Genomic DNA, 13837 nt, shown 5'->3' with positions numbered 1-13837 from the left:
CTCTAGTGGCTAGAGATTCTAGCATTGCTTCATATAGGATTGAAAGGACCCATCATGAATGACGCCAGCCACGGCAAGACGCGCTTCCGCGTCGGCGGTATGGATTGCGCCTCCTGCGCGACCAAGATCGAGAACGCCGTCAGCCGCCTGCCCGGCATCACCGAGGTCGGCATTTCCGTTTCGGCCGGCACAATGACGGTTTCGCATCAGGGGCCAGCGCCATCGGCTGCGATTTCGAAGCAGGTGAAGGCGCTCGGCTACTCCGTCGCCGAGCTTGGCGTGGCGCGCGCGACCGAGGTCCAGCAGCACAAGCACGGCCCATCGTGCAGCCATGACCACGACCACAGCGGACACGACCATAGCCATGGTGACCATGCCAGGCACGACCATGGTGATCATGCCGGACACGGCTCCCCGGCTGCGGCCGCTGCCGATGCCGGCCACGCCCATTTCGATCTCGACGACGGCCCGTGGTGGACATCCCGCAAAGCCAAGCTGACCATCGCCTGCGGTGCTGCCCTTGTCGCAGCCTATGCCATCGGCCAGTTCATGCCGCAGGTGGGGCACTGGGCCTTCCTGGCTGCATTGGCGGTCGGGCTGGTGCCCGTGGCGCGGCGCGCCTTCGCCGCCGCGATGACAGGCACGCCGTTCTCGATCGAAACGCTGATGACCATCGCTGCTGTCGGCGCGGTGTTCATCGGCGCCACCGAGGAAGCGACGATGGTCGTCTTCCTCTTCCTCATCGGCGAATTGCTGGAAGGCGTTGCCGCTCGCCGCGCCCGCGCCAGCATTCGCGGACTTGCCGACCTGGTGCCCAAGACCGCTTTGGTCGAGGAAGGCGGCTCGACCCGCGAGATGCCGGCCGAGGCGCTGCAGGTCGGTGCGCTCATGCTGGTCCGGCCCGGCGACCGTGTTGCCGCCGACGGTGTCATCGTCGAGGGTGCGAGCACGCTCGATGAAGCGCCTGTCACCGGCGAAAGCGTTCCCAAGTTGAAGACCGCTGGCGACGACGTGTTCGCCGGCACCATCAACACCGATGCGGTGCTCAAGGTCCGCGTCACCGCTGCGGCCGCCGACAACACCATTGCCCGCGTCATCAAGCTGGTCGAGGAGGCGCAGGAGAGCAAGGCGCCGACCGAGCGCTTCATCGACCGCTTCTCGCGCTACTACACGCCGGCCGTCCTTGTCGTCGGAGCGCTCGTCGCCATCCTGCCGCCGCTGGTCGCCGGCGGTTCGTGGTCGGAGTGGGTCTACAAGGGCCTCGCCATCCTGCTGATCGGCTGCCCCTGCGCGCTTGTCATCTCGACGCCCGCTGCAATTGCAGCCGGTCTGTCCGCCGGTGCCCGCCGCGGCCTGCTGCTCAAGGGAGGTGCTGTGCTGGAAGGCATGCGCCGCGTCACCACGGTCGCGCTCGACAAGACCGGAACCCTCACCGAAGGCAAGCCGAAGGTCACCGACATCGTCGGCGTCGGGCACCCCGAAGCCAAGGTCCTGTCGCTGGCTGCCGCCCTGGAGACGGGCTCGAGCCATCCGCTGGCGCTCGCCATTCTCGGCCGCGCCAAGACAGATGGCGTACCTGTGCCCCCAGCAAGTCTCGCCAAGGCGGTGGCAGGCAAGGGTGTTTCGGCCAAGGTCGGCGGCCAGGACGTGTTCCTGGCGTCGCCCAGCGCCGCCGAAGAGATGGCCGGATTGCCAGCCGAATTGAAAGCGCAGATCGCCGCCTTCAATGGCGACGGCAAGACAGTTTCCGTGCTGGTGGTCGACAACAAGGTCGCGGGCCTGCTTGCCATGCGCGACGAACCGCGTGCCGACGCCATAGCGGCACTGGCCACGCTCAAGGCCGACGGCATCGCCACCCTCATGCTGACCGGCGACAACGAGGCGACTGCAAAAGCCATCGGCAAGGGGCTTGGTATCAATGTTCGCGCCGGCCTGATGCCCGACGACAAGCAGCGCATCGTCCGTGAACTCCAACAGCAGGGACAGGTCGTCGCCAAGGTCGGCGACGGCATCAACGACGCCCCTGCCCTTGCCGCTGCCGATTTCGGCATCGCCATGGGCGGCGGCACCGATGTCGCGCTGGAAACCGCCGACGCTGCCATCCTGCATGGCCGCGTCACCGACATTCCTGACATGATCGCCCTGTCGAAGACGGTGATGGGCAACATCACCCAGAACATCACCATCGCCCTTGGCCTCAAGGCGGTGTTCCTGGTGACGACGATTGCCGGCATTACTGGTCTGTGGCCCGCCATCCTCGCCGACACCGGCGCCACGGTGCTGGTCACCGCCAACGCCATGCGGCTGCTCGCCTGGCGCGGCCGCTGAGGCAATCCAGGAACTGATCGTCTATGGGCCGCCCGGGCAGACCTTGGGCGGCCCGTTTGACAATCGTGATCATTTGGCCGAGATACCGGCCATGCAAAAAGTTTCCTTTGCCATCCTCGTCATCTGCAAAGGCGGCCTTCAAATAGGCTGATAGCCTGGTGCCACTACCTGCGAGAGCAAGAGCGGCACCAGGACACTGACACTCACGACATCAGAAATCTGCCTGTACTGGCCGAGCGATCTGCTGCGCTGTTGCGCGCGCCGCTTGCTGCCGGCGGCACTCCGTTTGGAATGTTCAAATGACCTTCAAATACAGTTTCACGTTGCCGATCAGCGGCGCCAATAAGCTGCCTCGTTTCAAGAACTGGGCCGCAGAACACGCGGCCGGCATCGAAGTCAGCTTGCCGCCCCAGGTTCCCGTCAAGAGTGAGAGCTTGACGATCCGCCTCAGGTCCGCTGACGACCGGCAAGCGCTGATGACCAAGCTTGCAGGCGTCGACTTGTAGCGTTGAGCGACGGTGACGGGCCTGGCTCGTCACCGTCCACTTGCGGCAACTCACGCGCCATGCCCGCACTGCAGTGCCGGCTCGGAAGTCCGGCATCCTTCCTGCGCCCATCCCCACGATCAGCCGCAAGTAGCAACTTGGACGGCTACTCCCGGGCCTTTTGACAACTTTGCCCGCACCCCATAAGTTCGCCAGAACCAGTAGTCGTCCGCTCCCAGATGGAGCAGGCCCTTCGAAAAGATCGGCAACAAGATGACCTCGGCAATCATGGCACTGATTCTGGCAATGTTCACGGTCTCCGCAGCGATTGCGGACGAGAAGGCCTTTTTGGAAACTCTTTCCGGCAGCTGGCATGGCGGGGGACAGGTCCGACTGAAACCCGGTGCAGTGCCGCTTGCCGTCTCCTGCAGCCTCGACTCCCGGGCAGATGGAGCAGCCCTCAACCTTGACGGCGCCTGCCGCGCAAAAGTCGTGTTCTCCCGCCGCATAGGAGTTGATCTGCAGGCCAACGGCGGACGCTATACCGGTTCCTATGTCGGTTCGAGACGTGGCGCCGCGCGACTTGTCGGTACACGCACCGGCGATACGCTCAACCTCCAGATCCTATGGCCAGACAAGGGCTCCGGTTCGCGCGTCGCAAGCATGCGGCTGGCAAGCGTCGGTACAGGGCATATGCGGATCGTCACGATCGAGCCGCATCCCCAGACCGGAAAGAAGGTCGTGACGGCGACAATCGAGCTCACCCGCAACTAGGTGACGCCTCGCCTTCGATCTTGCAGAGCATCGCGTTCAAATCCAAGCGCTGATGCCTCGCCTGTAGATCCGATGCGATGTCCGGCCCTTAGCACGCCAAGCGCAGCAATCCACGACAGCAAGACTGCGCAACTCTCTGTAATTCTTGAAAGACACCGGTTAACCCCGGAAAGGCTCAAGCTGTTTCATCCCTGATGGAACGGCTTGCTCAGATGATTTGGTACTCACCTGAAAAGTGATGGTGCGGTCGAGAAGACTCGAACTTCCACGGGTTGCCCCACAGCGACCTCAACGCTGCGCGTCTACCAATTCCGCCACGACCGCACTGTCACGAAGGGCCGGTCCGAACCGGCTCGCGGCATGTAGCAAATCGTTTCCGGGGAAACAAGCGCCCTGTGCGATATTCGTCGATCATTCTTGCTTGCCGCAGGGGAAGCCGCCATCACTTTCGACAATAGCCGGCTTTCAAGGCACGGGGACTGGACGTTTTGGCCGCCAGCGGCCATATCAGGCCGAAGAACGGACCGTCCAAATGACCGAACGCAGCCTGATCGCCACGTCGTTTCTCGCCCTTCCGGGCTCAGCCCCGGTCGAATGGCGAATCGAATCCGGCCTCACCCCTTACGATCAGGCACTCGCCTTCATGGAAGAACGCGCCGACGCGATTCGCCAGGGTAGCGCCGGCGAGTTGGTCTGGCTGGTCGAGCACCCGCCAATCTACACCGCAGGCACCAGCGCCCAGGAGCAGGACCTGGTCGAGCCCGACCGTTTCCCCGTCTTCAAGACCGGCCGCGGCGGCGAATACACCTATCATGGCCCCGGCCAGCGCGTGGCCTACGTCATGCTCGACCTCAAGCGCCGACGCGAAGACGTGCGCGCCTTCGTGGCATCACTCGAGGCCTGGATCATATCGGCGCTCGCCGCCTTCAACGTGAAGGGCGAACGCCGCGAGGACAGGGTGGGCGTATGGGTGGTCAGACCCGACCGCCCGGCCCTGCCGGACGGTTCACCGGCGGAAGACAAGATTGCCGCCATCGGCATACGCCTGCGTCGTTGGGTGAGTTTCCACGGCATCGCCATCAATGTCGAACCTGAGCTCGGCCATTTCTCGGGCATCGTGCCTTGCGGCGTCACCGACCATGGCGTCACCAGCCTTGTCGACCTTGGCCTGCCGGTGACGATGAACGACCTCGACGTTGCGCTCAAAGCCGCGTTCGAAGAGATATTCGGGCCAGCCAGCACAGTCTCCGAGACCGTACGAAAAACCGCCTAGGAACTTTCGCTGGTCTGCCTGTTTGCAGCCCCGAACGTGGCGGGTCCCTTTGACGTCGGCGCCCGCAATTCCCGCGTCATTCAGGCATCGGGACCTGTCCCGGTGCCGCAGCCTTCATCGGTTCAGAACCCCATCGAGAAGAGGCCGAACCGGCATTCAATCACAGTGCGCCGATCCACATCGCCATGGTGACGAGGAAGGTGCTCATGCAGACCATCGAAAGGACATCCTGTAGCAGCTCGGTCATCTGTTGCTCCTGTTTTTAATATGTTCTCAATTTGTTCTATTTTTGTTCAAATGTCAACGCACGCCATTGCTTTCGGGCGCAGGCGCTCGTTGCAAGCGATTCGACAGTAAATGAAGGGTTTATGCGCGCGACCGGTCACCGCCGCGCGTTAACAATCGCGCGTCAGCCGTCCCGGCATCGAACTAAAAGTCAACTTGAGCGCGGCCCGCCGAAAGCGCGAACAGGCGTCTGGGACAGTCGCCCGCTGCTAGCGCAGCGGAACGATCTTGCCCTCGGCGAGCGTCACGCGGCGGTCCATGCGCGCGGCAAGCTCGTGGTTGTGCGTGGCAATAAGTGCGGCCAGGCCAGACTGCCTGACGAGCGCCGAAAGCGCGTCGAAGACATAACCTGCCGTCACCGGATCGAGATTGCCGGTTGGCTCGTCGGCCAGAAGCACCAGCGGCGCATTGGCAACCGCGCGTGCGATCGCCACGCGCTGCTGCTCGCCGCCGGAAAGCTCTGACGGCCTGTGCTCGGCGCGCTTGCCGATCTTCATGTAATCGAGCAGTTGCTCGGCGCGCTCGCTCGCCTTGGCCGGGCTGAGACCCTTCACCAGCTGCGGCATCATCACATTCTCCAGCGCCGAGAATTCGGGCAGCAGGTGATGGAACTGATAGACAAAACCAACGTCGTTGCGGCGGATCGCGGTACGTTCGTCGTCCGAAAGCCGCCCGCAGGCGCGCCCGTTCAGGAAGACGTCGCCGGCGTCGGGGCGTTCGAGCAGGCCTGCGGTATGCAGCAGCGTCGACTTGCCGGCGCCTGACGGCGCCACCAGAGCCACCATCTCGCCCGGCTTGAGCGAGAAATTGGCATCGTTCAGGATCGTCAGCTTGCGCGAGCCCTGCTCATAATGGCGTTCGACGCTCTTGAGTTCGATAACGGCTTCGATGGCCATCACTCGTACCTCAGCGCTTCGACCGGATCGAGCGTTGCCGCCCGCCATGCCGGAAACAGTGTCGCCAGGAACGACAGCACCAGGGCCATCAGCACCACCGAGACAGTCTCGCCGACGTCCATCTTGGCCGGCAGCTGGCTGAGGAAATAGAGCTCGGGATTGAACAGCACCGTGCCGGAAAGCCACGAGAAGAACTGCCTGATGCGCTCGACATTGAGGCAGATGACGACGCCGAGCAGCACGCCGGCAATGGTGCCGGTCATACCGATGGCGGCGCCCGTCATCAGGAAGATGCGCATGACGGCGCCACGCGTCGCACCCATCGTGCGCAGGATGGCGATGTCGTGGCCCTTGTCCTTCACCAGCATGATCAGGCCGGAGATAATGTTCAATGCTGCCACAAGCACGATCAGCGTCAGGATCATGAACATGACGTTGCGCTCGACCTGCAGTGCCGAGAAGAAGGTCTGGTTGCGCTGGCGCCAGTCGGTCAGGAAGATCGGCCGCTGCGCCGCCTCCTCGACCTTGGTCTTCAGCGCATCGACGTCATCGGGATTGTCGACATAGATCTCGATCGAGCCGACCTTGCCTTCGGAATTGAAGTAGAGCTGCGCCTCGTTGAGCGGCATGAAGACGATCGAACTGTCATATTCCGACATGCCGACTTCGAAGATGCCGGAGATCGGATAGGCTTTCGCCCGCGGCGTCGTGCCCATCGGCGTGACGTCTCCGTCGGGCGAAATCAGCCGGATGGAATCGCCCAGCACCAGGCCCATGTTCTCGGCCATGCGCTTGCCGATGACCACGCCCTCGCCTTCGTCGAAGCCGACGATCGAGCCTTGCTTGATGTTGTTGGCGACCAGCGTCACCTTGCCGAGGTCGCTGCCCCTGATGCCGCGCACCAGTGCACCGGCACCAGCACCGACATTGCCCTGCGCCAGCACCTGGCCCTCGACCAGCGGAATGGCATATTTGACGCCTGAAACACCGTTGATGCGGTCGGCGACCGCCGAATAGTCCTCAAGCGGGGTGTCTACTGCGGTGACGACCAGATGGCCGTTGACGCCGAGGATGCGGGTCAGGAGTTCGGCGCGAAACCCGTTCATCACCGCCATCACAACGATCAGCGTGGCAACGCCCAGCATGATGCCGAGGAACGAGATCGAGGCGATGACCGAGATCACCGTCTCCTTGCGCTTCGAACGGAGGTAGCGCCAGGCCACCATGCGCTCGAACACCGAGAACGGCCCGGCCCCGGCCGGCTTCGCCGCCGCCACTTGGTTCATGCCTTGGCGCCCAGCTTGGCGAGTGCGGCAGCCACCGGCAGCGTTTCGCGCTCGCCGGTCTTGCGGTTCTTGATTTCGACCTCACCGGCAGCGGCACCGCGCGGACCGACGATCACCTGCCACGGCAGGCCGATCAGGTCGGCAGTGGCGAACTTGCCGCCGGCGCGCTGGTCGGTGTCGTCGTAGAGCACGTCCTTGCCGGCTGCTTCGAAGGCCTTGTAGAACTCGTCGCAGATGCGGTCGCACTCGGCGTCGCCAACCTTCATGTTGATCAGGCCGATGTCGAACGGTGCCACTGCCTCCGGCCAGATAATGCCGTTCTCGTCATGGCTCGCCTCGATGATCGCGGCGATCAGGCGCGACGGGCCGATGCCGTAGGAACCCATCGACACGAAATGCTCCTTGCCGTCGGGCCCGGTCACCTTGGCGCCCATTGGCTTCGAGTACTTCTCGCCGAAGTGGAAGATGTGGCCGACCTCGATGCCGCGCGCCGAAACCTTGTCGGCCTCGGGCACCGCATCCCACGCCGCCTCGTCATGCATTTCTTCCGTCGCCGCATACGGCGTCGTCCACTGCTTGACGATGCCGTCGATCTCGCCGTCATTGCCGAAGTCGGTTTCGGCGCCCGGCACGGGCAGGCCGAGATAGTCGCGATGGCAGAACACCTGGCTTTCGCCGGTTTCGGCCAAAATGATGAACTCATGGCTGAGGTCGCCGCCGATCGGGCCGGTATCGGCGCGCATCGGGATCGCCTGCAGGCCCATCCGCGTGAAGGTACGGAGATAAGAGACGAACATCCTGTTGTAGGCCGCCTTGGCGCCCTCGAAGTCGAGGTCGAAGGAATAGGCATCCTTCATCAGGAATTCACGGCTGCGCATGACGCCGAAGCGCGGGCGCACTTCGTCGCGGAACTTCCACTGGATATGATAGAGGTTGAGCGGCAGGTCCTTGTACGACTTGACATAGGACCGGAAGATTTCCGTCACCATCTCCTCGTTGGTCGGACCGAACAGCATGTCGCGCTCGTGCCGGTCCTTGATGCGCAGCATCTCCTTGCCATAGTCGTCGTAGCGGCCGCTTTCGCGCCACAGGTCGGCCGACTGGATCGTCGGCATCAGGATTTCCAGCGCTCCTGCCCGGTCCTGCTCTTCGCGCACGATGCGGCAGATCTTGTCCAGCACGCGCTTGCCCAGCGGCAGCCACGAGAAGCTGCCCGCTGCCTGTTGCCTGATCATGCCCGCACGCAGCATCAGCCGGTGGGAGATGATGTCCGCCTCGCGGGGATTTTCTTTCAGGATAGGCAGGAAATAGCGCGACAGACGCATCGAAGATTCCATGAAAACGATGATGCCGGAATCGGCACGGGAAAGGCTTGCTTGAACGCGCTTCATAGCCATTTCATGGCCGATTGGAAACCCGCGCACGCCGTTTCGACGCAGCGTCAGAATGCCCTGTCTGGTTGCCAGGCAAATTCTGCCAAACAATTGTGCATTGCAGCACAGGATTGCCCCTGCCGAAGCAAAATTCTGCGTGACATTTCATTTCGGCTTGGTCTAATGTGCCCCGATAACCGAGAGGGCGGAGAAAAATCCGCTCTCCTACGCGGTCAAAGTCTTGGGAGGATGCGATCTAGGCGCGATAACTCGCTGCCGCCGGCAACGGAAAGCAGATCGGACGCGTTTAAATTGCAAGGCTTCGCGCCTTGCATTTTTTTTGGGCAATCATCAGCTTACGATGCGTCGTTGACAAACGACATGACCGGGCATGGCGCCCGGCAAGCCCCCAGCATGACACCAGATCATCCCGCCCCAGCCGACACGTCGGCGGTAGTCGGCTGGGCGCTGTCGCTCAGTTGATCTCGGGGATGAACTGGGGGAAATCGTCGAAGCTGTAGCCGAGACCGAGGGTCACGCCATAGAACGCGCCCATCAGCACCGCCGTGACCACCGTTGTCCACAGCATGGCGCGCAGCATGTGGGGGCCGCGCGGCGCGCTCGCCTCCGTGCCGTGCGTGACATTGTTGTCGTCATCCTGGGTCTTCACGCCGAATGGCAGGATGGCAAACAGGGTCAGCCACCAGAAGACGAAATACATCGCGATGATGGAAATCCAGGTCATGCCTGTTCGAGCTCCACGAGCGTACCCTGGAAATCCTTGGGGTGCAGGAACAGCACCGGCTTGCCATGCGCGCCGATCCTCGGACTGCCGTCGCCGAGCACGCGGGCGCCGCTCGCCTTGAGGTGGTCGCGCGCAGCCAGGATGTCGTCAACCTCGTAGCAGACATGGTGCATGCCGCCTGAAGGGCTCTTGGCCAGGAATGCCGCGATCGGCGACCCCTCGCCCAGCGGCTCGAGGAGTTCGATCTTGGTATTGCCGACATCTATGAAGACGACCGTCACGCCATGCTCAGGCAGGGCCTGCGGCTCGGTCACCCTGGCGCCCAGCGTGTCGCGGTAGACCGCGCTCGCCGCTGCCAGGTCCGGCACGGCGATGGCGACGTGGTTGAGGCGTCCGAGCATATCAAGTCCTGCCTTCAGCGGGTGACGAACACCGTCACCAGCGGTTTCTTGCCCCAGGCTTCGTTGGCCGCACCGCGCACCGCGCGACGCACCGCTTCCTGCACCAGGTCGAGGTCTTTTCGGCGCGCGCGGGGTATGGAGTCCACGGCGCCTATTGCCGCATCGAGCATCAATTCCTCGAGAGCCTCGCCGCCGGCATCGACTTCGGCGACGCCGATGGCCACCAGATCCGGGTCGCCTGACAGCTCATACTTGTCGTCGAGCACGACATTGACCGCGACATGGCCGGCAAAGGACAGCTTGCGCCGGTCGCGGATGCCCATCGCCTCGTCCGAACCGATCAGCTTGCCGTCCTTGTAGACGCGGCCGAACGGCACCTGGTCGATGATTTCTGCAGCGCCCGGCCACAGCCGGAGCATGTCGCCGTCGCGGATCTGCGCCACTTCGGGAATGCCGGACATCGCCATCAGCGAGCCCTGCCCGACGAGATGAGCCGCCTCGCCATGCACCGGCACGCCGATGCGCGGACGCACCCATTCATACATGCGCTTGAGTTCGCTGCGGCGCGGGTGGCCGGAGACGTGGACCAGCGCGTCACCGTCCTCGATGATCCTCATGCCCTGGTCGATGAGTTGGTTCTTGATCTCAAGGATCGCCTTTTCGTTGCCGGGAATGGTCCGCGAGGAAAACACCACCGTGTCGCCTGGCGACAGGGCGACCGACTTCATTTCGTCGCGTGCCAGCTTGGCGAGCGCCGCCCGCGGCTCACCCTGGCTGCCAGTACAGATGACGACGAGGTTTTCGCGCGGAATGTAACCGTAATCCTCTTCGGAAACGAATTCCGGCAGCCCGTCCATGTAGCCGAGTTCGCTCGACACATCGATGACCCGCTTCAGCGAGCGCCCCATGACCAGCACCTGACGGCCGGCGTCGCGCGCCGCTTCGGCGATCGAGCGGATGCGGCCGACATTCGACGAGAAGGTCGTCACCGCGACACGGCCCTTGGCCTCTTCGATCACCTTGCGCAGCCCCTGTCCGACCTGCTGCTCGGACGGCGAGTCGCCCTCGCGCAGCGCATTGGTCGAATCGCAGACCAGTGCCAGCACGCCCTTGTCGCCATAGGCGCGGAAACGCGCCTCGTCGGTCATGGGGCCGATTTCCGGCGCCGGGTCGATCTTCCAGTCGCCAGTGTGGATCACCGTACCGGCGGGACTGGTGATCGCCAGCGAAACCGGCTCGGGGATCGAATGGCTGACAGCGATCGCTTCGATCTCGAACGGACCCACCGTGAACTTCTCGCCGGCGCGATAGACAGTCACCGGGATTTTCGGCGCGCCCTGCTCCGACTGGCGCTTGGCTTCCAGCAGCCCGGCAGCAAAAGGCGTCATCCAGACCGGCGCCTTGAGCTTCGGCCAGGTATCATGCAGCGCGCCATAGTGATCCTCGTGCGCATGCGTGATGATGATGCCTCGGAGGTTCTTGAGCTCTTCCTCGATGAAGCGCGTATCGGGCAGCACCAGATCGACACCCGGCAGCGTCGCATCGGGGAAAGTCACGCCGACATCGATGATGATCCACTCGCGCGCATTCGCCGGGCCGAAGCCGTAGAGCGCGAAGTTCATGCCGATCTCGCCGACGCCGCCAAGCGGCACGAATACGAGCTCGGCGTTTTCCGCTTTCGCCATACCAGAAATCCTTTCAGGCCTGTCAGGCCGCGCCAGCCGAAGCGACCGCGCCAAAATGCACGTCGCCAGCGGCGATCTTTACCGTTTCACCTTTAGCGTCACGGATGACGAAGCGGCAATCCTCGTCGATGGTCTCGAAGATGCCGCGCACCACATTTCCCTCGACCCGCACGGCCACTTCACTGCCCAGGCCAGCAGCGCGCGCCAGCCAACGCTTGCGGATCTGGGCCAGGCCCCTGCCTTCGGCCCAGATGCGTTCGTTCTCGCTCCAGGCATCGGAAAGAGCCAGGAACAGCGTTTCGGCGTCGACGCCCGCTCCGAGGCTGGCAAGCGACGTCGCGGGATAAGGCACGTCGGTCGGATGGGCCACGACATTGACACCGATGCCGATGGCGATGCCGAGCCGCCCATGCCCAAGCATCGTCGATTCAAGCAGGATGCCGGCAAGCTTGGCCCCCGACGCCAATACGTCGTTCGGCCATTTCAGCTCGAAACGCTTGACGCCCTGCCCGCTGCCGCCATCGACGCCGACCGAAAACCGGGCATTGGGCGCTACCGCATCCAGCGCATCGGCAAGCGCGAGCCCAGCGACGAAGCCGAGCGTCGCGGCATATTGCAGATCGTGATCGAGGACCTTGAGCAGAGTCGCCGCCAGGTTGCCCTCCGGCGTCGCCCAGACGCGGCCGCGCCGGCCGCGACCACTGTCCTGTTTCTTGGAGACGATCCAGAGCTTGCCCGGATCGCCTGCCATCGCGTGCTCCAACGCCAGTGCGTTGGTCGACCCTACCGCATCGTGGGCTTCCAGGCGGAAGCCGTCGGCACTTGCAGTCGGTGCGAGTTGGAACCCCATCCCGTCAGAAGAAGGTCTTGGCAGCAGCTTCCGCCATCTGCCCGACAGGGCCGCCGATCAGCACGTAGAACAGCACGAACGCGCCGGACAGGCCGAGCACGAGGCGAAGCTCGCCCGCCATCGGCTGGAAACCGCCGACCGGCTCGTCGAACCACATGATCTTGATGATGCGCAGGTAGTAATAGGCGCCGACCACCGAAGCCAGCATGCCGATCACCGCAAGGGCGTAGAGATTGGCATCGATTGCGGCGAGGAAGACGTACCACTTCCCCCAGAAACCCGCGAGCGGCGGAATGCCGGCCAGCGAGAACATAAGGATGGTCAGGATCGTCGCCATCATCGGATTGGTCGAGGACAGGCCGGCCAGATCGCTGATCTGTTCGACATTGCCGTCCTTGCGGCGCATGGCGAGGATGAAGGCGAAGGTGCCCAGCGTCATCACCAGGTAGATCAGCATGTAGATGACCACGCCGCGCACGCCGGCTTCGCTGTTGGCCGCGAGGCCGACAAGCGCGTAGCCCATGTGTCCGATCGACGAATAGGCCATCAGGCGCTTGATGTTCTTCTGTCCGATCGCCGCGAAGGCGCCCAGAACCATCGAGGCGATCGAGACGAAGACGATGATCTGCTGCCAGTCGAGGCCGATCGGCTCGAACGCACCCATGGTGACGCGCACGATCAGCGCCATCGCCGCCATCTTGGGGGCCGCGGCGAAGAATGCCGTCACCGGGGTCGGCGCGCCTTCATAGACGTCAGGCGTCCACATGTGGAACGGCACCGCCGAGATCTTGAAGCACAGGCCGGCAAGCACGAACACCAGGCCGAAGACCAGTCCGAGTTGGCGCTCGCCACCGGTCAGCGCTGCGGCGATCGCTTCGAACGAGGTGTGGCCGGTGTAGCCGTAGACGAGGCTGATGCCGTAGAGCAACATGCCCGACGACAAGGCGCCGAGAACGAAATACTTGAGGCCCGCTTCGGTCGAACGCACGTTGTCGCGGTTGATCGCCGCAATGACATAGAGCGCCAGCGACTGCAACTCGAGCCCGAGATAGAGTGCCAGCATGTCGTTGGCCGAGATCATCAGCAGCATGCCGAGGGTGGCCAGCATGGCCAGCACCGGAAACTCGAACTTGTCGAACTTCTCGGCCTTGGCAAAGCCGACCGACATGATCAGCGTCACGACCGCGCCAACCAGCGTCAGAAACTTCATGAAGCGGGCGAACGGATCGGAGATGAAGGCCGTGCCGTAGCCCTGCCCGTCATGGCCGAACACCAGCATCCACGCACCGGCCGCAATCAGCAACGCGACGGCCAGGCCGGTCACGGTCGAGTTGGCGCGCTCGCCGGAGAACACACCCACCATCAGCAGCACCAGCGCGCCGACAGCAATGATCAGCTCCGGCATGGAGAGCGAGAGGCTCGAAAGGAGTTCGGGCGTCATGGTTCGCAAAACCCC

General features: G+C 63.4%; 12 protein-coding genes and 1 tRNA gene. 4 read left to right on the top strand and 9 right to left on the bottom strand.

Translation table 11 applies throughout. The annotated features are described in order from the left end of the window. Nucleotides 1-54 precede the first annotated feature (54 nt). The 3 genes from CO731_RS14670 (at nucleotide 55) to CO731_RS14660 (ending at nucleotide 3587) form a co-directional block, all read left to right on the top strand. Nucleotides 55-2328, top strand: coding sequence for a heavy metal translocating P-type ATPase (locus CO731_RS14670; protein ID WP_108607751.1), 2274 nt, complete (start codon nucleotides 55-57; stop codon nucleotides 2326-2328). A gap of 299 nt (nucleotides 2329-2627) precedes the next feature. Beyond that, nucleotides 2628-2834, top strand: a complete 207-nt coding sequence (locus CO731_RS14665) for a hypothetical protein (RefSeq protein ID WP_108607750.1) — start codon at nucleotides 2628-2630, stop codon at nucleotides 2832-2834. Nucleotides 2835-3086: 252 nt separating this feature from the next. Beyond that, entirely contained in the window at nucleotides 3087-3587 is a 501-nt protein-coding gene (locus tag CO731_RS14660; RefSeq protein ID WP_108607749.1) for a hypothetical protein, read from the top strand. Between the two features lie 239 nt (nucleotides 3588-3826). Here the strand turns inward: CO731_RS14660 and CO731_RS14655 are convergent. After that, nucleotides 3827-3911, bottom strand: a tRNA-Leu gene (locus CO731_RS14655). 208 nt (nucleotides 3912-4119) lie between these two features. Between CO731_RS14655 and lipB the strand changes: the two genes are divergently transcribed. Then, nucleotides 4120-4860, top strand: coding sequence for a lipoyl(octanoyl) transferase LipB (gene lipB, locus CO731_RS14650; protein ID WP_108607748.1), 741 nt, complete (start codon nucleotides 4120-4122; stop codon nucleotides 4858-4860). Between the two features lie 494 nt (nucleotides 4861-5354). Here the strand turns inward: lipB and CO731_RS14645 are convergent, their stop codons facing one another. The 8 genes from CO731_RS14645 to nuoN all read right to left on the bottom strand — a co-directional run bounded on the left by CO731_RS14645 (nucleotide 5355) and on the right by nuoN (nucleotide 13822). Then, complete coding sequence (locus tag CO731_RS14645) at nucleotides 5355-6041, bottom strand: ABC transporter ATP-binding protein (RefSeq protein WP_108607747.1); 687 nt, start codon at nucleotides 6039-6041, stop codon at nucleotides 5355-5357. Further along, complete coding sequence (locus CO731_RS14640) at nucleotides 6041-7327, bottom strand: lipoprotein-releasing ABC transporter permease subunit (protein WP_108607746.1); 1287 nt, start codon at nucleotides 7325-7327, stop codon at nucleotides 6041-6043. The genes CO731_RS14645 and CO731_RS14640 overlap by 1 nt, the downstream gene beginning before the upstream one ends. Then, nucleotides 7324-8652, bottom strand: coding sequence for a proline--tRNA ligase (gene proS / locus CO731_RS14635; protein ID WP_108609848.1), 1329 nt, complete (start codon nucleotides 8650-8652; stop codon nucleotides 7324-7326). Before proS ends, CO731_RS14640 begins: the two co-directional genes overlap by 4 nt. A 523-nt stretch (nucleotides 8653-9175) precedes the next feature. Continuing rightward, nucleotides 9176-9445, bottom strand: coding sequence for a DUF1467 family protein (locus tag CO731_RS14630; protein ID WP_108607745.1), 270 nt, complete (start codon nucleotides 9443-9445; stop codon nucleotides 9176-9178). Then, entirely contained in the window at nucleotides 9442-9846 is a 405-nt protein-coding gene (mce, locus tag CO731_RS14625) for a methylmalonyl-CoA epimerase (protein WP_108607744.1), read from the bottom strand. The genes CO731_RS14630 and mce overlap by 4 nt, the downstream gene beginning before the upstream one ends. Before the next feature lie 14 nt (nucleotides 9847-9860). Continuing rightward, nucleotides 9861-11531 carry a ribonuclease J gene (locus CO731_RS14620; RefSeq protein ID WP_108607743.1) on the bottom strand — a complete coding sequence of 557 codons (1671 nt, stop codon included), beginning with the start codon at nucleotides 11529-11531 and terminating at the stop codon, nucleotides 9861-9863. Nucleotides 11532-11553: 22 nt separating this feature from the next. Beyond that, the gene (locus tag CO731_RS14615; RefSeq protein WP_108607742.1) at nucleotides 11554-12381 is read right to left on the bottom strand and encodes a biotin--[acetyl-CoA-carboxylase] ligase; all 828 of its coding nucleotides are present in this window, start codon (nucleotides 12379-12381) and stop codon (nucleotides 11554-11556) included. A 4-nt stretch (nucleotides 12382-12385) separates the two neighbouring features. Then, on the bottom strand, nucleotides 12386-13822 hold the full coding sequence (nuoN, locus tag CO731_RS14610; protein WP_108607741.1) for an NADH-quinone oxidoreductase subunit NuoN: 1437 nt from the start codon (nucleotides 13820-13822) through the stop codon (nucleotides 12386-12388). Between the last annotated feature and the right edge of the window lie 15 nt (nucleotides 13823-13837).

This window comes from Aminobacter sp. MSH1 (genome assembly GCF_003071665.1).
In the GTDB taxonomy this organism is placed as follows: domain Bacteria; phylum Pseudomonadota; class Alphaproteobacteria; order Rhizobiales; family Rhizobiaceae; genus Aminobacter; species Aminobacter niigataensis.
Note: the sequence above shows the minus strand (reverse complement) of the source record. Positions and strands in the feature narration are given on the sequence as shown.